The organism is Pseudemcibacter aquimaris (assembly GCF_028869115.1).
Lineage (GTDB): Bacteria > Pseudomonadota > Alphaproteobacteria > Sphingomonadales > Emcibacteraceae > Pseudemcibacter > Pseudemcibacter aquimaris.
The window spans coordinates 1,515,676-1,533,240 of record NZ_CP079800.1 but is presented as its reverse complement, the minus strand read 5'-3'; the positions used below and the strand labels follow the sequence as shown (position 1 = coordinate 1,533,240).

Sequence of the window (17,565 nt, the reverse complement as noted above, 5' to 3'; positions counted from 1 at the left end):
CCACCCCTAAATACATGTCATAAAAGAAAAATTAATCTTCCGTCTGTTTTCTCAAGCCATCAACAATGTCTTTAAGATCTGTGTTTAAGACATCAGATTGCGTTGATATATTTGAAACAACCCCTTCAATTTCATTACTGACTGTACTGTTTCTTCCGGTTAGTTCCTGAATTTTTTCAATGTTATTGGTTGTTTCAATCATACTGGTCGATGCGTTTTGCGCGCTTCTGGAAATTTCGCCAGCAACTGTATTTTGTTCCTGAATGGAATTTGAAATATTTACGGTGCTTTCGTTACTCTTGTTAATCAGGTTCGCAATTTCTTCGATTGATGTAACGGATTCTTTCACTGCATCCTGCATCGCCGTGATTTGTTTCGCAATATCTTCAGTCGCAGCAGCTGATTGTGTCGCAAGGTTTTTAACCTCACTCGCCACAACAGCAAACCCTTTACCTGCGTCACCCGCTCTTGCGGCCTCGATTGTTGCGTTAAGGGCTAACAAATTGGTTTGTTCCGATAGATCGGAAATAATCCCAAGAACATCATTAATTTTTGCTGCCTGATCTGACAGGTTTTGAATTGTCTGACTTGTTTTTTGCGCGAATTCAACGGCCTCCGATGAAAATTGGGTTGTTGTATCAACCTGACGGGTAATTTCCTGAATGGATGATGACAGTTCTTCAACCGCGGATGCAACAGATTGAATTTCGCCGGAACTTGCAGTTACAGCACGCACGGCTTCTTCTGAATGTTTTTGTTCAATGGTTGAAAGTTCGGAAAGCTCACCCGCACTTGTTTGCAAGCTTTGTGAATATTGCACCAAATTGTCCGACGCCGTTTGCAATGTTTTTTCAAGCTCATTCGCCATTGTGACAAGCTGTTCCTTGCGGTTTCTTTTCGCGCTATCCTGCATTTTATCTTGTTCAGACATCAAGCTGTCTGCTTGCGCTTGCGTTTCTTCAAGCTCAGTTAATGTCTGACTAATTTTTTGGCTTTGTTCTTCTGCAAGCTGCATTGCTTCTGTTGCTTTTTCCGCTTCTTCCTGCGCTGATTTAACGGCTTGTTCTGATAATCCGAAGGCTGCCTCTAACTGCATTGCCATATAATAAAGGAAACCTGTTTCAATAACGACAATCACCGCGTGAAGTACGACACGCAAGAAATCACCCCCATCGGGGAAAACCGCACTCGGCAAAATGAAATTAAGCAGTAAATGATGGACAGCAATTGTTCCTGCGGACACTAGAATTGCATCTTTATCACAATAAATCGCCGTCAGCGCCAGTGCCGCAAAAAATGACATATGAATATCAATTTGCCATGGATGACCGCTGTATAAATATAACCAGAATGCAATTAAAATTGGAAGCACAACCGCACTCATATAACGGTATGACCTTGACCCCGCCCCTTTTTTCCATGAAACATGTGTTGCGACAGATACAAGGATCGCCGCCACTGTAATGATTAACCAGTTTGACGCCCCAAGAATATAACCAGAAACAAAAATAACCCCCGTTAAAGCCCATATCGACATCAAAATATATTTTGAGACGGTTAATTGTAACTTCGTTAATTCATTCATGGAATTTCCTTTTTATTGTTAACGTTACGATTTTAAGAAAAGCATCCAGCCGACGCTATACCATCAATCACCACTAGGGCACCGAGGTCATATAAATTTTCAATTACCTGTTTCTGAGTATCCAGATCATCAACGATGAAGAGTGCAATGTTTTCAAACCCACCCTTGCCAGTGGCATAGCCGCCAGCTTCAATGGTTTTTAAAAAGACAGTTTCCGAAGATGTACCAGGTGGGAAGATCACGGCTAATTCCGTTTTCCCGTTTGGCGTAAAATTCATGATCAGTAAAAATATAAAGGAAAGAACCAAGCACATGGCTGCTGGTAGAAATTCCTTTAAACCCTCAGATTGTAATTTCAATATACTCTCCAACATTACAATTAAGTAACAAGTAGTTTAGAAAAGTTATAAATAAAATTAGTTACGAAAATATAAACAATTATGTAGCGAAATTATAAAATGTTTTTCTATTATATAGTATTTTGCAGATATTTTCATTTAATTACTGAAAAAATGTTCTAATAATAGAAATAGAGAAAAACAGAAAGTTCAAGGATTATATCTAGTTATGAAATCAGCCTGCAAAAATGTATTAACGATAACATCAATTTTACTATTGCTTCAGGGCTGTTCGTATTGGCCGTTCGGCGGTGAAGAACCACATATTACAGATAATAAGCTTCCATACTGGGCTAACTTGAATGCCCGCACCACAGAAGAGCTTAATATGATTGTCATTCACGCAACAGAATTAACCGACCTTGCTGAGGCTCGTGAATATGGTGAACGTGTTTTATACGAAGAAAGCGGCACTGGCGCATCCGGACATTATTACATCGATCGCGACGGAACGATCGAACAATATGTTCCCGACAACCGTATCGCCCATCACACATCCGGCTGGAATAGCAAAACATTAAGTGTGGAACTTATAAACCTTGGTCGTTATCCAAACTGGTACCATAGCGATCATCAGGTTATGCAGGAACCCTATACGGATGCACAGATTGACGCGCTGATTGCCCTAACCAATCGTTTGAAGGCGGAATATCCATCCATCAAATACACACAAGGGCACGAAGATCTGGATACACGAATGGTTCCCGCCGATAATGATCCAAACAAACAAGTACCAAGGAAAATGGACCCTGGGGCCCATTTTCCGTGGGATCGTTTCATTCAGGAAACTGGGCTTCGTAAAGAAACGCCACCAAAAGAGATGTAATCAAAACGCATATCCTGCGGATAAGCCAACCTGCATATAATGATCAACATCACTGAAATCAGATAAAAACCCATATCTCGCGTTTAATCCGACGATCCACTGACTATCCTTGAATTGATGATAAACACCCGCGCGTAATGAAAAATGATCTTCATCACGGCTATTGCTGCTTTTATTGCTGCTGCCGTCAGCGAATGTTTGATTAAAATTGGTTTTAAAATCAATTTTTCCGTATTCCGGACCGACTAGCAATGCCGTCCTGCTGCCATTTGAATGGTCGAACACGCCACCAACGAGTGCCGAAATACTGTATTTTTGAAATGATCTTTTATTTTCATAATCGTATGCCGGATGGGTTACCGTACCGTTATCAAAGGCATCAACGGAACCGCTTCCCGATACGCTTGGAAGACCAAAATCAATATTTGCACCGGCACCAATGGCGAGCCCTCGCCATATTTTTCGCATATAAACACCCTCTACCCCAAGGGTAAGGTTTGATGTGTGTTGATCATAAATGCTGGTTGTTCCACCAAGAAATACAAAATTCTTGTTATTTTCCTGCGCGAATGATTGTGTCACTGAAAACATAAGAACAATAAAAAAAGAAAAGATGGTTTTGTTCATAATAACTCCTTAAAAATTTAAACCGATCTTTCCCTGCCCCATGTTCAAAATTATCCATAGACCATTGAATAGCAACCATGTTACAGTACGTAACCGTTACTTACCGTTACATGAAATTTTTGAAAGAGCTTATTTTATGAAACAGAATAGAAACTCATTACTGATCATTCTTGTATCCCTCGTATTCGCGGGGCTTATAATTTTCGCGGATTATATGTTGGACGGCACCACATATAACGAAACAGTAAAATATATGCTTATTGCAGTATGGTTTGTTCCGTTTTCATGGCTTAGTTATAAATCAGGAAGCCAAAAAGAATAAAACTGGCAGGTTGAAATTACCCCTGCCAGTTCCTATAATTAATAAACCAAAGGATGGTTCATTGAACCGTTCGGGCGTTTATCACCGTGCAGGGTGATAAGCGCCTTTTTTATGAACAGTTGCAATCTTTGCAACATTTACAGTCACAACCATCACAATTACAGTTATCACAATCACAACAATTGTTATCGCAATTACAATTGCATTTTTTTTTGTCTTCTGTTGTCATTAATTTCTCCTATTGTTTGAACAACATGGTTTTTCAAGTCTGTCCGCAATATCACGCAAAAGCGCTGCGACATCAGACCTGTTTACGTGGTAAAAAACTTCTTTACCTCGTTTTTCAGCGGTTATAATCCCCGCATTCTTTAATGTGCTTAAATGACGGCTGACCACGGACATATCCACGGTACAACAACATGCGACCTCACCGACACTGCATGGACAGTCCCGGTCACACAACGTATTTAAAATTTTCATTCGGTTAGGATCGCCAAGCGCCTTAAACACTAATTCTTCATTCATGATATTACCTCAAATGCATATTTGCACAATAATGCAAATGAATAAATAAGTCAATACTAGATTCATCGTTAAATGAAAAATTCTATTCCAACTGGGAATTCATGAAATGGCCGCGTCTTGATTGGGCTTCGATGAAGATGCGTTTGATATCCGGATGCATTTCTTTGATTTGAATTTCGAAATCGGTGATGATTTGTTCCACATCGCCAGCGGAAATCTCGTCCCTGAAATCGATACTTAGGTTCAAAAGAATATCTGTCGGGCCAAAATGCATGGTCAGGACTTCGTTAACAGATTCAACGGCTGCGTGCTTTTCCATAAGATTTTCAATACTATCAATCACTTGTTGGTCGGCGGCCTCCCCAATCAGTAAGCCTTTACATTCAATGGCAAGGACCGCTGCCGTCGCCGCAAGGATAAGACCAATTACGATTGATGCAGCGCCGTCGGCCTCTGGAATACCGAAGAAATCACCGATAAACAGGCCGATAAGTGCAGTGAAAAGGCCAAGCATTGCAGCAGTATCTTCAAAAAGAATAGCAAACAAACTCGGGTCTTTACTGCGGATTACGGCATCAACCAAGCCGCGTTTACCGCGTCTTGCGTTAAATTCATCGTAAGCCATTTTCCATGGGTATGCTTCGAAACAGATCGCAACCGTCAGAACGATATAGTTGATGTGGATACTGCGGATTTCTTCGGGTTCCATAATTTTATGAAACCCTTCATATAATGACACGCCCGCGCCAACCGCGAAAATGAGCATCGCGACAACAAATGACCAGAAATAAAGTTCCTTGCCATAACCAAACGGGTGATCACGGTCTGCCTTACGGCTTGCTTTTTTAATACCGTAAAGCAAAAGAACCTGATTACCACAGTCAACAATACTGTGGATCGCTTCTGAAAACATTGCAGATGAATTGGTGTAAAGTGCCGCCCCAAGTTTTGTGACGAAGATCATGAAATTGCCGATAAGCGCGGCAAGAATGACCGTTTTCGACGAGTGTTTAGATGCCATTTAAAAAATAAATCCTTTAATTGCCGTAATTATAGCAACAAAAAAACATAATTATAGAAATAATATAATTAATTTTTAAATTCTCTGCTATATAATTACGTCATGAATAATTTGAATACATCTGAAGACCAAATTGATCCTGTTTCACTGCTGAAATGCTATGTGGAATGGGGGGTTGATGAAACCATTACGGAAGAACCGATTAACTGGTTCACTGAAACAGATAAAATTCAAATAAAACAACAAACTGCACAAGTTTCTTCACAAGTCAAAACACCCCAAAATGCGGCCGCGCAATCAGCACCGCTTGCATCACAAACGGAAACAATCGCCCTTGCGACTGAGGTCGCGAAAGCGTGCAATTCACTTGATGAATTAAAGAGTGCGATTCTTGAATTTGATGGATGCAGCCTTAAAAAAACGGCAACAAATACCGTCTTTTGCGATGGAAATGCCGAAAGTAAGGTAATGGTAATTGGTGAAGCACCCGGCGCAGACGAAGACCGCATTGGAAAACCATTCCTTGGTGAAGCCGGAAAGTTACTTGATAAAATGTTTGCGGCCATTGAAATGAGCCGTGAAAATGATTTTTACATCACCAATGTAGTACCGTGGCGCCCACCCGGCAACCGCAAACCAACGGACGCGGAATGTGATTTATGTTTACCGTTTTTAAAAAGACATATTGAATTGTTGCAGCCAAAAATCATCATTTCAATTGGTGGCACGTCCGCAAATGCGCTTTTGGGCACACAAACAGGCATCACAAAATTACGCGGCAAATGGCAGGAATATGATGTTTCCGGTACCAAGGTTCCAATCGTACCGATTTATCATCCGGCATACCTTATCCGTCAGCCACAGTTTAAAAAACAAACTTGGCATGACTTGCTCGATATTAAAGCAAAACTCAGGGAATTATAATATTGATAAAAAAGCTTCTCATTATTCTATTCACGCTGAATTTTAGTCACGTTTTCGCGCAAGACATGGACCTTTCGCCATTAAGCGCCGACGATGTTGAAAATTACGAAACGATTTTTTATGAACAAAATCGCGGTAATTGGAAAAAAGCGGACCGCGCCATAAAACGCGTGGAAAATAAAATACTGATGGGCCATGTTTATTATCAACGTTATATGCATGCGACCGCCTATATATCCAAATATTCTGAACTTAAAGAATGGATGTCCAATTATGGCGATCATCCTGGTGCGCAGCGCATTTATGACCTTGGTGTACGTAAAAACAAGGGCCGCCCGGGCGGCATGATGCGCCCCATGACCGGCAAGGCATACGCATTCCCGGCGGAAAAACCAACGCCCCCTTCCCGCGCCGATATTGAACGCGCAAAAATAGAAGCCGAAAAGAAAAAAGCCGCCATCCCGACCGAGGAACAAGAAAGAAAAAGACAAGAACGCCGTGATGTTGCCGAACTTAACCGTGTTATTGCACGTTATCTGCGTCAACAAAATCCGGAACGTGCGGAAAAGCGTCTTTGGGCCTTTAGCGAACGCGGCATATTAAGCGAGCGTGAAATTGATAATCATCTATCGAAAATTGCTAATACATATTTTCTATCGGGCCGTGATAGTAAGGCACTGGCGCTGGCACAAATCGGTTCTAGGTCACGACAATATATTTCACAGAATGACTGGATTGCGGGGCTTGCCGCATGGCGCCTTGGTGAATGTTCCATTGCCGCCGAACATTTTGAACATGTGGCAAAATCAAATGTTGCTGGTGACTGGACGGCGGCAGCTGGTGGTTTCTGGGCGGCGCGTTCTTACCTTGCATGCAGAAGACCCGCTGAAGTATCACGCATGTTAAAAATTGCGGCAGGTTTTGATAAAACATTTTACGGTATCCTTGCTGCACGTCAGCTTGGTGTTGATCCAAACTTTGATTGGTCCGCACCGGAATTTACAAACAGCGATTACCGCGAAATTGACGGTCTTTCCAGTGTTCACCGCGCCATTGCCCTTGCGCAAGTTGGTGAAAACACGCTTGCTGATCAGGAATTAAGCGTCGCCATGGAACAAACCCGCGATAGCCAGCATGGTGCGTTACTTGGCCTTGCGGCGCGTCTTGGGCTTGCAGCAACACAATTAAACATTGGCCGCATTGAAACGCAAAAACGCATCGCATCACTGGACAGTTCATTATACCCCATTCCATACATCACACCGGAAGGTGGCTACACGCTCGACCGTGCGCTTTTATTCGGCATGATCAGACAGGAAAGCGCCTTTAACAGCTGGGCGAAAAGCCGTGTTGGCGCACGTGGATTGATGCAGCTTATGATGGGTGCCGCGGGCGATATGTCACAGGATAGAAGATTACAGCGTATCAAGCTTGATGACCCGCGCTATAACATGTTCCTTGGGCAAAAATATATGAAAACGATGATGAGCAAACAATTCGCCGATGGTGATTTGTTTAAGGCCTTATCCGCATATAACGCTGGCCCGGGTAACATGCAAAAATGGGACAAAAACATTAATTTCCAGAATGACCCGCTTTTATATATTGAAAGCATCCCGTTCCGTGAAACCCGTCTTTATATTGAACGGGTATTATCAAACATGTGGATTTACCGCATGCGTATGGGGCAAGATATCCCATCCCTTGATGCCGTGGCATCGGGCGAATGGCCGAAATATTTGGGTCAGGATAATATTCAAACCGCGCAAAACAATAATTAATGCATAATCATAAAAAGATATAATCATGGCCATTGATGAAACAATTGAATTTCTTCCGTTAAATATTGCGATTTTGACATTATCTGACACCCGCACATTTGAAACTGATAAATCAGGTCAGGTGCTCGTGGATAAATTAACTGCAGCGGGCCACACATTAATCGACCGCGCGATTATTAAGGACGATAAAGACGATCTGCGCACGCAGCTTTCTGATTGGCTGGAAAATGATGATGTTCAGGTGATCATTTCAACGGGCGGCACCGGATTAACCGGCCGTGACATCACCCCGGAAATTTTCCATGAATTTTATGAAAAAGAAATCGAAGGGTTCGGCGAATATTTCCGCCATATCAGCATGGGGATCATCGGCACATCCACAATCCAAAGCCGCGCCACGGGCGGCGTTGCCAATGGAACATACATGTTTGCCGTTCCCGGTTCCCCCGGCGCCTGTAAAGACGCATGGAACCACATCTTTTCCGAACAATTAGACATCCGCTTCCGCCCCTGCAATTTCGCAGAAATGATGCCGAGACTTAAAGAAAGGTGATTTTGGCCATGAAAACGCGTTCCATTAATTCACCAAAAGCACAATTACCAGAAGGCGGATATTCACAAGCCGTAGAGGTCGTTGATGCGAAAAGAACACTTTATATAAGCGGGCAAATTCCTGTTAATGCGGATGGTAACGTACCGACGGATTTTGCGGGTCAAGCGCGCCTGACGTGGCAGAATATTGAACATCAATTAAATGAGGCGGGGATGACGTTCGATAATATCGTCAAACACACGACATTTCTGTCTTCCCGGGAATATCGCGATGAAAACAGCCGTGTTAGAAACGAAATGCTTGGGGACCGCACCCCTGCGCTGACTGTCATCATCGCTGATATTTATGACGAAGCATGGCTTCTTGAGGTTGAAGTGATTGCGTGTAAATAGTACTAATAATTTTCAATTCCGTAGAATTTTCCTATACTTAATTCTTTACTCAAATCAAGAATTACCTGAATTTGAGGTTCAACATCTTCATTGTTGCATAAATATAACTCCTCTAATGCTTCTGCACATGCCACTGCAGCACAAATACTTGAGTGAATGAAAGTGTTTTTTGCTTCATCTTCTTTCTTTTTTATATCCTTTCCTTCAGCAGAAATATACTTATTTAGTTGATCCAAAGCGACTCCTTCTTCGACTCTCATTTTAGCGTAAGCGTGTATCAATGATGATGAAACTTTGCTATTAAAAACGGGAATCTGTGAGGCATTAGATTGATATATTAAATCAGAAGAAATTTTGGTAGGAACATGCATTGTTTCTTTAGCATTCCTAAGAATAATATCAGGAGATAAATACGCTGCATAAAAACTTTGTGCATTTATTTTTAACTCTTGTCCAATTGCACTAATGAGATTTTGCTCAAATGCTTCTTGTTTGGCTCTATCCTCTTTTCTTGCAATTTTATGTTCGAAGATACTCCAAAACAATCCTAGCAATGCTATAACAACACCGTAAATTGCAATATTTTCCGACTCTTCTATTTCTAAAATCTTATGAATGACATCTAAATCCATGCCCCCTCCTGACATTAAATATCTATTTTATTAATGATGAATTCCCACTTTCGCGGGAATGACCATTCTATACTAATCATTCATATAAATGCTATCCATCAATTCATGACGGCCGCCGTTTTCATCACAGACGGCAAAAAAGCGTCCTTCGCCGCCACGCATGGCAACGCCGGCGTATCTTCCTTTTTTATCCAGCACATAAAATTGCAGGTTAAATCTGATCTCGCCTTTATCATTCATGTAACGTTCGTTGCCCATGCAGAAATCTTTAATGCGGTTCAGGGCATACATACCCGCATCTTTTGGATGCATTCCTTCACGCATTTTTTCGACGATCAGGAATGAACATAGGTGATAAAGGTTCATTTCCCCTAGTCCCGTTGAACCGGCGGCGCCGACCTCGTTATCAACATAAAGCCCTGCGCCAAGGATCGGGCTATCGCCAACACGGCCGGGAACCTTGAAACTACGGCCGGATGTGGTTGTGTTACCGCAAATTTCGCCCTTATGATTCATGGCGTTTGTGTTGATGGTGCCGTGGATATGTTCAATATCAATGCGCCCCTCTTCCGCCATTTGATAGGCAACATCGAAACCTTTCTTTTCAATAAAATCCAGATCAAGTTCGGCGAATGTTCTTGTGTCCCCCTCTTCTTCAACACGTTTTTTCCATTCAAGATAACGTTTGAATGAACGTTCACTGTTAAGGTCACCTTCGATTTTATGGCCATGTTCGCGGGCGAAATCCAATGCACCTTGCCCCGCGAGCAAATGATGGTTCGTTTTCATCATCACATCTTTGGCGACCCAGGATGGTGTGCGTACTCCTTGTATATAAGCAACACCACCGGCACGTTTTAACGGCCCATGCATACAGCAGGCATCAAGCGTCACATCACCATTAGCATCCGGAAGACCGCCATACCCCACCGATGTGTCCTCTTCTGAAATTTCGGGTAAGTTATTACAATGAATTGTCGCGTCCAGTACGTCCGCACCTTCCCCCATCATGCGAAATGCGATTTCAACCCCGGTTTCACCATTTTCATTTTTCAATCGGTGACCGTTATGCGCTCCGACCACAAGCGGTTTATAACTGCTCATGACCGCGGGGGCTTGTGCCTTGGCGGCGCTGGCGACAGTACCAACCGCAGCAACGGTTGCTGCAGCACCCAGTAGTTCTCTTCTATTCATTTCTGACATGATATTCTCTCCCGATTGTTATTTTGATCTAAACAGATTGTACCAAACGCATTCCCCTGTCAAATTTCACAATAAACCTTGCCCTGATCTTGAATCCCTGCTATGGCCTCTTTCATAAATTCAACTGTAATTTTTTACTCTAGGAAAGATACAATGATTCCACGTTATTCCCGCCAGGTAATGGCAGATATTTGGGAACCACAATCACGTTTTCAAATCTGGTTCGAAATCGAAGCACACGCCTGTGATGCCCTTGCTGAACTTGGTGTAATTCCAAAAGAAAGTGCAAAAACCATTTGGGAAAAGGGTAACTTCGACATCGACCGCATCGATGAAATTGAAAAAGAAGTAAAGCATGACGTGATTGCTTTCCTAACATCCCTTGCTGAATATATCGGCCCGGAAGCCCGCTTCGTTCACCAGGGCATGACATCATCAGACGTACTTGACACATGTCTTAATATTCAGCTTGTAAAAGCAGCGGACATTCTGATTGATGACGTTGAAAAATTACTTGAGGTTCTAAAGCGCCGCGCATACGAACACAAAATGGATGTTTGTATCGGCCGTTCACACGGTATCCACGCGGAACCGGTAACATTTGGCCTTAAAATGGCGGAAGCATACGCGGAATTTGACCGTAACTTAACCCGTCTTAAAAATGCCCGCGAAGAGATCGCAACATGTGCCATTTCCGGTGCGGTTGGTACATTCGCAAACATCGACCCACGTGTTGAAGAACATGTGGCAAAAGCAATGGGCCTTGCGGCTGAGCCGGTATCAACACAAGTTATCCCACGTGACCGTCATGCAATGTTCTTCTGCACACTTGGTGTTGTGGCATCATCCATTGAACGCCTTGCGGTTGAAGTGCGTCACTTACAACGTACAGAAGTTCTTGAAGCGGAAGAGTTTTTCTCAAAAGGTCAAAAGGGTTCAAGCGCAATGCCACATAAACGTAACCCGATCCTTACGGAAAACCTTACCGGTCTTGCCCGTCTTGTACGCGGTATGGCGATGCCTGCGATGGAAAACGTTGCCCTTTGGCATGAGCGTGACATTTCACATTCATCCGTTGAACGTATGATCGGCCCTGATGCAACAGTAACACTTGATTTCGCGCTTGCGCGTCTAACGGGTGTGATGGACAAACTTGTTGTTTATCCTGAAAACATGCAAGCCAACATGGATAAGCTTGGCGGCCTTCATAATTCGCAACGCGTACTGCTTGCATTAACACAGGCTGGCGTTAGCCGCGAAGACAGTTACCGTCTTGTGCAGCGCAACGCGATGAAGGTTTGGGAACAAGGCGCAGATTTCGCAGCCGAACTTAAAGCCGACCCAGAAGTTTCAGCGAAGCTATCCGACGCCGAAATCGACGACAAGTTTGACATGGGTTACCATACGAAGCACGTTGACACGATTTTCCGTCGCGTGTTTGGTGAGTAATACTTAATTATTCTGTCATTGCCCGACTTGATCGGGGTATGACAAAAGAGAGAATTAAAAGCGTGGCCATTCCGGTCACGCTTTTTTTCATTATCGAACCGTCACCCTCGGACTTGTTCCGAGGGTCTCGAGATACTCGGAACAAGTCCGAGTATGACAGTAAAGAACAACAAAAAAAACCGCCCTCAAATAAATGAGAGCGGCTTCTAAAATTCTTCTAAAATTTAAATCTTAAACTTCAGATTTAATCTGTTCGATTGCTTTTGACATCAGGTCTTCCATTTCGCGGCGAATTTGGTGTTCTGATTGTTCAACTTCGGCAGTTTCGAAATCGCCGGCGATTTTGCGGTATACGTCTTCTTCGCCTGCTTCTTCGAAATCACTTTCTACAACTTGTTTGGCGTATGCGTCGATTGCTTCGCCTTCCATTCCCATAAGCTTCGCAGCCCATTGGCCAAGAAGTTTATTGCGTCTTGCTGTTGCTTTGAACTCAAGCTCTTTATCATGGGAGAATTTATTTTCTGCGGCTTTTTCACGATCATCAAACTGTGACATCGATTTGTGCTCCTATAATGGCAAAATAATTTATTAATACATCATGCCTTTTACGGCATTTCGCGAATGATTTCCACGTTTTTTATATAATATAAAAAAAAATATTTTAAAGCCTCCTATCTGATTGTTTTTAAGCGCCACATGGGATAGATTGTCCTCGCTTGATTCTGCGTAAATTTAAAGCCTTAAGGACGAACATGTCACAAAAAGAAATGCTCTATGAAGGCAAGGCCAAAATTCTTTATAAAGGCCCGAAGCCAAACACCATCATTCAATATTTTAAAGACGATGCAACCGCATTCAACAATGTGAAAAAAGGAACAATTGCCGGTAAAGGTATCATCAATAATAAGGTTACTGAACTTATTATGATCCGCCTGTCGCAACTTGGAATTCCAACACATTTCATCGAACGTATGTCTGACCGCGAACAACTTTGTCATTCAGTGGATATTATTCCGCTTGAAGTCATCGTGCGTAACACGGTTGCCGGTTCAATGGCCAAAACATTTGGCATCGAAGAAGGCACGCGCCTTCCGAACCCGATTATTGAATTCTCGCTTAAAGATGATGATCTTGGCGATCCACTGATCCCGGAAAATCATATTCTTGCGCTTGAGCTTGCCCAAGAAGACGAGCTTATTGAAATCATGGATATGACAGCGAAAATCAACGTGTTCCTGCGTGGTTTGTTTGCTGCGATCGGTCTTGAACTGATTGATTTCAAACTTGAATTTGGCCGCTTGACCGACGGTGAAGATGGACATTTCATCGTTCTTGCTGATGAATTTAGCCCGGATAACTGCCGTCTTTGGGATTATGAGACTGGCGAAAAAATGGATAAAGACCGCTTCCGCCGTGATCTTGGCGGTGTTGAAGAAGCATACCAGGAAGTGGCACGCCGCCTTGGTATCTCTCTTGAAGTCGAAGACGAAGAATAAATTTTATTACTTATAGATAATTTGAAAAGGAAAAACCGTGAAAGCACGAGTTCATATTACCCTAAAAAATGGTGTTCTTGACCCACAAGGGAAAGCCATTCAACACGCACTCGATTCATTAGGATTTGATGGCGTAGATGATGTCCGTCAGGGCAAATACATCGAACTTGACCTTGCCGAAACTGATAAAGCCACAGCAGAAGCAAACGTTGAAGAGATGTGCAAAAAACTTCTCGCCAATATGGTTATTGAAAATTATTCAATTGATATTGAGTAATCGGGTCCACAAACAAGGATTTATAAAATGAAATCAGCTGTTGTTACCTTCCCTGCTTCCAACTGTAATCGGGATATGTTTGACGCGCTTGAAAAAATCACGGGCGAGCGCCCACACGAGATTTGGCACCAAGATACTGAAATTCCAAATGTTGATTTAATCGCCCTTCCAGGCGGTTTTTCTTTTGGTGATTACTTACGTTGTGGTGCAATGGCCGCACGTTCACCGGCGATCAAGGCCGTTGCCGCCCACGCGGAACGCGGCGGTAATGTTATCGGTGTTTGTAACGGTTTTCAGGTTTTAACTGAAATGGGTCTTCTTCCGGGTGCGCTTATGCGTAACCGTTCACTGAAATTCGTTTGTAAAACGGTTCAGTTAAAAGTGGAAAATGCCGACACAACATTCACAAATGCATATTCTAACGGTCAGGTGATTAACATTCCAGTTGCCCATCATGACGGAAACTATTTCGCCGATGATGAAACATTGGCCCGCCTTGAAGATAACGGCCAGATCGCATTTCGTTATGTGAATAAAGCGGGCGAAGCGACAGCGGACGCCAACCCGAACGGTTCACAGCACAACATCGCCGGTATTATGAATGAACGCGGTAATGTGCTTGGCATGATGCCTCACCCTGAAAGATTAATCGAAGACGAACAAGGTGGCCGTGACGGTCGCGGTTTCTTCGAAAGCATCATCAATTCATTAAATTAAGGGTAAGACTATGACTGAAATTATTTGGGAAAATAACCCTGAAATTACCGAAGATCTGGTGAAAGAACACGGTCTATCGGAAGATGAGCACCAATTGATGATCAAAATCCTTGACCGTGAGCCAACACTTACGGAACTTGGGATTTTCTCTGTTATGTGGAGTGAGCATTGCTCATACAAATCATCAAAACTGCATCTTAAAACATTACCGACCAAGGCCCCATGGGTTATTCATGGTCCTGGTGAAAATGCGGGTGTGATTGATATTGGTGATAACCAAGCGGCCATTTTCAAAATGGAAAGCCACAACCATCCATCATATATTGAACCATACCAAGGTGCAGCAACCGGTGTTGGCGGTATCCTTCGTGACGTATTCACAATGGGTGCACGTCCGATCGCCAATATGAATGCGCTTCGTTTTGGTCGTCCGGAACACCATAAAACACGCCATCTATTAAGTGGTGTTGTTGAAGGTATCGGCGGATACGGTAACTGTGTTGGTGTACCGACCGTTGGCGGTGAAACAAATTTCCATCCATCATATGATGGTAACATCCTTGTAAACGCGATGGCTGTTGGTCTTGCGGATCAGGATAAAATCTTCCTATCTGCGGCGGCGGGTGTTGGTAACCCTGTTATTTATGTGGGTTCAAAAACTGGTCGTGACGGTATTCACGGTGCGACAATGGCGTCTGCTGAATTCACAGAAGACAGTGAAGAAAAACGCCCTACAGTGCAAGTGGGTGACCCATTCACAGAAAAACTTCTGATCGAAGCCTGTCTTGAATTAATGTCAACAGACATGGTTGTTGCTATTCAGGATATGGGTGCAGCTGGTCTTACATCATCATCCGTTGAAATGGCATCTGGTGGCGGCGTTGGTTTCACCATTAACCTTGACGAGGTTCCACAACGCGAAGAAGGCATGACACCATACGAAATGATGCTTTCGGAAAGTCAGGAACGTATGCTTGTGGTTCTAAAACCTGATCGCGTTGAAGAAGCAAAAGCGATCTTCGTAAAATGGGATCTTGATTTTGCTGTGATTGGTGAAATTACGGATACGGGTAACCTTACGCTAAATTGGCAGGGTAAAACTGTTGCGGATATTCCGACACAGCCACTTGCTGATAATTCACCAGAATATGACCGCCCATGGGTTAAAACAGAACCTGCGGAAACAATTGACCCGGCATCTGTTGATGCCCCTGCGGATATGGGTGAAGCGCTTCTTAAAATTCTCGGGTCGGCGAATATGTCATCACGTGCATGGATTTGGGAACAATATGACCATCAGGTGATGGCGGATACAATCCAACTTCCGGGTGGTGATGCGGCGGTTGTTCGTGTTCACGAAACCCAAAAGGCACTTGCCATTTCAACTGACTGTACACCGCGTTATGTATATGCCGATCCGTTCGAGGGCGGCAAACAAGCGGTTGCGGAAACATGGCGTAATGTAACGGCCGTTGGTGCAACACCAATGGCGATTACAGATTGTCTTAACTTCGGTAATCCGGAACGTCCGGATATCATGGGCCAATTCGTTGGTGCCATTGATGGCCTGCGTGAAGCATGTACCGTTCTTGATTACCCAGTGATCAGTGGTAACGTTTCACTTTATAACGAAACCAATGGTAAGGGCATTCACCCGACACCGGCAATTGGTGGTGTTGGCCTGCTTAAAGATTTGAGCAAAATGGTAACAATCGCACCGAAAAATGATGGCGATCAAATCATGCTTGTGGGTGACAGCAACGGTCATATCGGCTGTTCACAGTATCTTACAATCATCGAAGGCCGCGAAGAAGGTGCACCACCACCTGTTGATCTTGAACTTGAAAAGAAGAACGGCGATTTCGTCCGTTCACAAATTCAAGACGAGAATGTAACAGCGTGTCATGATATTTCTGACGGTGGTCTTTTCGTTGCCCTTGCTGAAATGGCAATTTCATCTGGCAAAGGTATGTCTGTTGCAATTAACAACGGTGACATCCCTGCCCACGCATATGGTTTTGGTGAAGATCAGGCCCGTTATGTTCTTTCTGTACCTGCTGATAAAGCGGATGCAGTTAAGGCTGCAGCAGCAAATGCAGGCGTTTCAATTGAAACTCTTGGTACTGTTGGTGGTGATGCCCTTGATATTCAGGGCCAAATGACTATATCAGTAAGTGACATGCTTGACGTTCATGATGCATGGATGCCAAACTATATGTCCAAAGAAAATTAGGAGAAATTTATAATGGCGCTAACGTCACCAGAAATTGAAACAATGATTTTGGAAATTCTTCCTGATGCAAAGGTACAGGTACAAGATATGCGCGGTGACGGTAGTCAATTTGCCGCGCACGTCGTTTCAAAAGAGTTTGAAGGCAAAAACAGGGTACAACAACACCAAATGGTTTATAAGGCCTTAAAAGGTAAAGTTGGTGAAGAACTGCATGCATTATCATTGCAGACTTCTGTACCAGAATAATTACAGGGTATAAAAAGATGACAAATCCAGTATTTGACAGAATTAAAAATGATATCGAAAATAATGACGTTGTTCTTTATATGAAGGGCGATGCCATGTTCCCACAATGCGGATTTTCAGCAACAGTTGTTGAAATTCTGAATTACTTTAATGTGGAATATACAACACATAACGTTCTTCAGGACGAAAGTCTTCGTGAAGGTATTAAACAATTTTCCGATTGGCCAACAATCCCGCAACTTTATGTGAAGGGTGAATTTGTTGGCGGTTGCGACATCGTTCGTGAAATGGCCGCAAATGGTGAATTGGTTGCTCATTTCGAAAGCAACGGTATCGAGCCAAAAAATTAATTGATTTT

21 protein-coding genes are annotated in these 17,565 nt (G+C 43.2%); 13 read left to right on the top strand and 8 right to left on the bottom strand.

Annotated features, from left to right (window positions below; all coding sequences use genetic code 11):
* Positions 1 to 31: 31 nt before the first annotated feature.
* Together KW060_RS07385 and KW060_RS07380 are read right to left on the bottom strand one after the other, a co-directional pair.
* Positions 32 to 1,585 (bottom strand): methyl-accepting chemotaxis protein, encoded by a 1,554-nt coding sequence (locus KW060_RS07385; protein WP_249034171.1) that lies wholly within the window; start codon positions 1,583 to 1,585, stop codon positions 32 to 34.
* A gap of 32 nt (positions 1,586 to 1,617) precedes the next feature.
* Complete coding sequence (locus KW060_RS07380; protein ID WP_249034170.1) at positions 1,618 to 1,944, bottom strand: hypothetical protein; 327 nt, start codon at positions 1,942 to 1,944, stop codon at positions 1,618 to 1,620.
* Positions 1,945 to 2,152: 208 nt separating this feature from the next.
* Between KW060_RS07380 and KW060_RS07375 the strand changes: the two genes are divergently transcribed.
* The gene (locus KW060_RS07375; RefSeq protein WP_249034169.1) at positions 2,153 to 2,809 is read left to right on the top strand and encodes an N-acetylmuramoyl-L-alanine amidase; all 657 of its coding nucleotides are present in this window, start codon (positions 2,153 to 2,155) and stop codon (positions 2,807 to 2,809) included.
* On the opposite strand, the gene KW060_RS07370 is transcribed toward KW060_RS07375, so the two are convergent.
* Complete coding sequence (locus KW060_RS07370; protein WP_249034168.1) at positions 2,810 to 3,436, bottom strand: porin family protein; 627 nt, start codon at positions 3,434 to 3,436, stop codon at positions 2,810 to 2,812.
* Between the two features lie 136 nt (positions 3,437 to 3,572).
* On the opposite strand from KW060_RS07370, the gene KW060_RS07365 reads away from it, so the two are divergent.
* A complete protein-coding gene (locus KW060_RS07365) occupies positions 3,573 to 3,758 on the top strand; it encodes a hypothetical protein (RefSeq protein WP_249034167.1) in 186 nt (61 codons plus the stop codon).
* 228 nt (positions 3,759 to 3,986) lie between these two features.
* On the opposite strand, the gene KW060_RS07360 is transcribed toward KW060_RS07365, so the two are convergent.
* Positions 3,987 to 4,283, bottom strand: coding sequence for an ArsR/SmtB family transcription factor (locus KW060_RS07360; protein WP_249034166.1), 297 nt, complete (start codon positions 4,281 to 4,283; stop codon positions 3,987 to 3,989).
* An 82-nt stretch (positions 4,284 to 4,365) separates the two neighbouring features.
* Positions 4,366 to 5,304 (bottom strand): cation diffusion facilitator family transporter, encoded by a 939-nt coding sequence (locus tag KW060_RS07355; protein ID WP_249034165.1) that lies wholly within the window; start codon positions 5,302 to 5,304, stop codon positions 4,366 to 4,368.
* A 102-nt stretch (positions 5,305 to 5,406) separates the two neighbouring features.
* Between KW060_RS07355 and KW060_RS07350 the strand changes: the two genes are divergently transcribed.
* The 4 genes from KW060_RS07350 to KW060_RS07335 are packed head-to-tail and all read left to right on the top strand — an operon-like array spanning position 5,407 to position 8,954.
* Positions 5,407 to 6,228, top strand: coding sequence for a uracil-DNA glycosylase (locus KW060_RS07350; protein WP_249034164.1), 822 nt, complete (start codon positions 5,407 to 5,409; stop codon positions 6,226 to 6,228).
* A gap of 2 nt (positions 6,229 to 6,230) precedes the next feature.
* On the top strand, positions 6,231 to 8,009 hold the full coding sequence (locus tag KW060_RS07345; RefSeq protein ID WP_249034163.1) for a lytic transglycosylase domain-containing protein: 1,779 nt from the start codon (positions 6,231 to 6,233) through the stop codon (positions 8,007 to 8,009).
* Positions 8,010 to 8,031: 22 nt separating this feature from the next.
* On the top strand, positions 8,032 to 8,562 hold the full coding sequence (moaB, locus tag KW060_RS07340) for a molybdenum cofactor biosynthesis protein B (RefSeq protein ID WP_420833182.1): 531 nt from the start codon (positions 8,032 to 8,034) through the stop codon (positions 8,560 to 8,562).
* 8 nt (positions 8,563 to 8,570) lie between these two features.
* Entirely contained in the window at positions 8,571 to 8,954 is a 384-nt protein-coding gene (locus KW060_RS07335; protein ID WP_249034161.1) for a RidA family protein, read from the top strand.
* A 2-nt stretch (positions 8,955 to 8,956) separates the two neighbouring features.
* Here the strand turns inward: KW060_RS07335 and KW060_RS07330 are convergent, their stop codons facing one another.
* On the bottom strand, positions 8,957 to 9,586 hold the full coding sequence (locus KW060_RS07330) for a hypothetical protein (RefSeq protein ID WP_249034160.1): 630 nt from the start codon (positions 9,584 to 9,586) through the stop codon (positions 8,957 to 8,959).
* Positions 9,587 to 9,658: 72 nt separating this feature from the next.
* Positions 9,659 to 10,789, bottom strand: a complete 1,131-nt coding sequence (locus KW060_RS07325) for a glycosylasparaginase (protein WP_249034159.1) — start codon at positions 10,787 to 10,789, stop codon at positions 9,659 to 9,661.
* A 153-nt stretch (positions 10,790 to 10,942) separates the two neighbouring features.
* On the opposite strand from KW060_RS07325, the gene purB reads away from it, so the two are divergent.
* Positions 10,943 to 12,238 carry an adenylosuccinate lyase gene (gene purB / locus KW060_RS07320; protein WP_249034158.1) on the top strand — a complete coding sequence of 432 codons (1,296 nt, stop codon included), beginning with the start codon at positions 10,943 to 10,945 and terminating at the stop codon, positions 12,236 to 12,238.
* 231 nt (positions 12,239 to 12,469) lie between these two features.
* On the opposite strand, the gene KW060_RS07315 is transcribed toward purB, so the two are convergent.
* Positions 12,470 to 12,793, bottom strand: a complete 324-nt coding sequence (locus KW060_RS07315) for a DUF1476 domain-containing protein (protein ID WP_249034157.1) — start codon at positions 12,791 to 12,793, stop codon at positions 12,470 to 12,472.
* Between the two features lie 197 nt (positions 12,794 to 12,990).
* On the opposite strand from KW060_RS07315, the gene purC reads away from it, so the two are divergent.
* Genes purC through grxD form a run of 6 tightly spaced genes read left to right on the top strand, consistent with a single transcriptional unit; the run spans position 12,991 to position 17,557 of the window.
* Positions 12,991 to 13,734: a phosphoribosylaminoimidazolesuccinocarboxamide synthase gene (gene purC, locus KW060_RS07310; RefSeq protein WP_249034156.1), complete on the top strand. Its 744-nt coding sequence runs from the start codon at positions 12,991 to 12,993 to the stop codon at positions 13,732 to 13,734.
* A 37-nt stretch (positions 13,735 to 13,771) separates the two neighbouring features.
* On the top strand, positions 13,772 to 14,011 hold the full coding sequence (gene purS, locus KW060_RS07305; protein WP_249034155.1) for a phosphoribosylformylglycinamidine synthase subunit PurS: 240 nt from the start codon (positions 13,772 to 13,774) through the stop codon (positions 14,009 to 14,011).
* Positions 14,012 to 14,038: 27 nt separating this feature from the next.
* The gene (gene purQ, locus KW060_RS07300) at positions 14,039 to 14,728 is read left to right on the top strand and encodes a phosphoribosylformylglycinamidine synthase subunit PurQ (RefSeq protein WP_249034154.1); all 690 of its coding nucleotides are present in this window, start codon (positions 14,039 to 14,041) and stop codon (positions 14,726 to 14,728) included.
* A gap of 10 nt (positions 14,729 to 14,738) precedes the next feature.
* Positions 14,739 to 16,961, top strand: a complete 2,223-nt coding sequence (purL, locus tag KW060_RS07295) for a phosphoribosylformylglycinamidine synthase subunit PurL (protein ID WP_249034153.1) — start codon at positions 14,739 to 14,741, stop codon at positions 16,959 to 16,961.
* 12 nt (positions 16,962 to 16,973) lie between these two features.
* Complete coding sequence (locus tag KW060_RS07290; protein WP_249034152.1) at positions 16,974 to 17,207, top strand: BolA/IbaG family iron-sulfur metabolism protein; 234 nt, start codon at positions 16,974 to 16,976, stop codon at positions 17,205 to 17,207.
* Positions 17,208 to 17,224: 17 nt separating this feature from the next.
* Complete coding sequence (gene grxD, locus KW060_RS07285; protein WP_249034151.1) at positions 17,225 to 17,557, top strand: Grx4 family monothiol glutaredoxin; 333 nt, start codon at positions 17,225 to 17,227, stop codon at positions 17,555 to 17,557.
* The last annotated feature ends 8 nt before the right edge of the window (positions 17,558 to 17,565 follow it).

Excerpts from the sequence above, each read along its gene's own strand:
- KW060_RS07330 (WP_249034160.1), bottom strand. The coding sequence starts at position 9,586 with ATGGATTTAGATGTCATTCATAAGATTTTAGAAATAGAAGAGTCGGAA.
- grxD (WP_249034151.1), top strand. The coding sequence starts at position 17,225 with ATGACAAATCCAGTATTTGACAGAATTAAAAATGATATCGAAAATAAT.
- KW060_RS07375 (WP_249034169.1), top strand. The coding sequence starts at position 2,153 with ATGAAATCAGCCTGCAAAAATGTATTAACGATAACATCAATTTTACTA.
- KW060_RS07335 (WP_249034161.1), top strand. The coding sequence starts at position 8,571 with ATGAAAACGCGTTCCATTAATTCACCAAAAGCACAATTACCAGAAGGC.
- KW060_RS07325 (WP_249034159.1), bottom strand. The coding sequence starts at position 10,789 with ATGTCAGAAATGAATAGAAGAGAACTACTGGGTGCTGCAGCAACCGTT.
- KW060_RS07370 (WP_249034168.1), bottom strand. The coding sequence starts at position 3,436 with ATGAACAAAACCATCTTTTCTTTTTTTATTGTTCTTATGTTTTCAGTG.
- KW060_RS07290 (WP_249034152.1), top strand. The coding sequence starts at position 16,974 with ATGGCGCTAACGTCACCAGAAATTGAAACAATGATTTTGGAAATTCTT.
- purL (WP_249034153.1), top strand. The coding sequence starts at position 14,739 with ATGACTGAAATTATTTGGGAAAATAACCCTGAAATTACCGAAGATCTG.
- KW060_RS07360 (WP_249034166.1), bottom strand. The coding sequence starts at position 4,283 with ATGAATGAAGAATTAGTGTTTAAGGCGCTTGGCGATCCTAACCGAATG.
- KW060_RS07350 (WP_249034164.1), top strand. The coding sequence starts at position 5,407 with ATGAATAATTTGAATACATCTGAAGACCAAATTGATCCTGTTTCACTG.
- purC (WP_249034156.1), top strand. The coding sequence starts at position 12,991 with ATGTCACAAAAAGAAATGCTCTATGAAGGCAAGGCCAAAATTCTTTAT.
- KW060_RS07315 (WP_249034157.1), bottom strand. The coding sequence starts at position 12,793 with ATGTCACAGTTTGATGATCGTGAAAAAGCCGCAGAAAATAAATTCTCC.
- KW060_RS07385 (WP_249034171.1), bottom strand. The coding sequence starts at position 1,585 with ATGAATGAATTAACGAAGTTACAATTAACCGTCTCAAAATATATTTTG.
- KW060_RS07355 (WP_249034165.1), bottom strand. The coding sequence starts at position 5,304 with ATGGCATCTAAACACTCGTCGAAAACGGTCATTCTTGCCGCGCTTATC.
- purQ (WP_249034154.1), top strand. The coding sequence starts at position 14,039 with ATGAAATCAGCTGTTGTTACCTTCCCTGCTTCCAACTGTAATCGGGAT.
- purB (WP_249034158.1), top strand. The coding sequence starts at position 10,943 with ATGATTCCACGTTATTCCCGCCAGGTAATGGCAGATATTTGGGAACCA.
- KW060_RS07365 (WP_249034167.1), top strand. The coding sequence starts at position 3,573 with ATGAAACAGAATAGAAACTCATTACTGATCATTCTTGTATCCCTCGTA.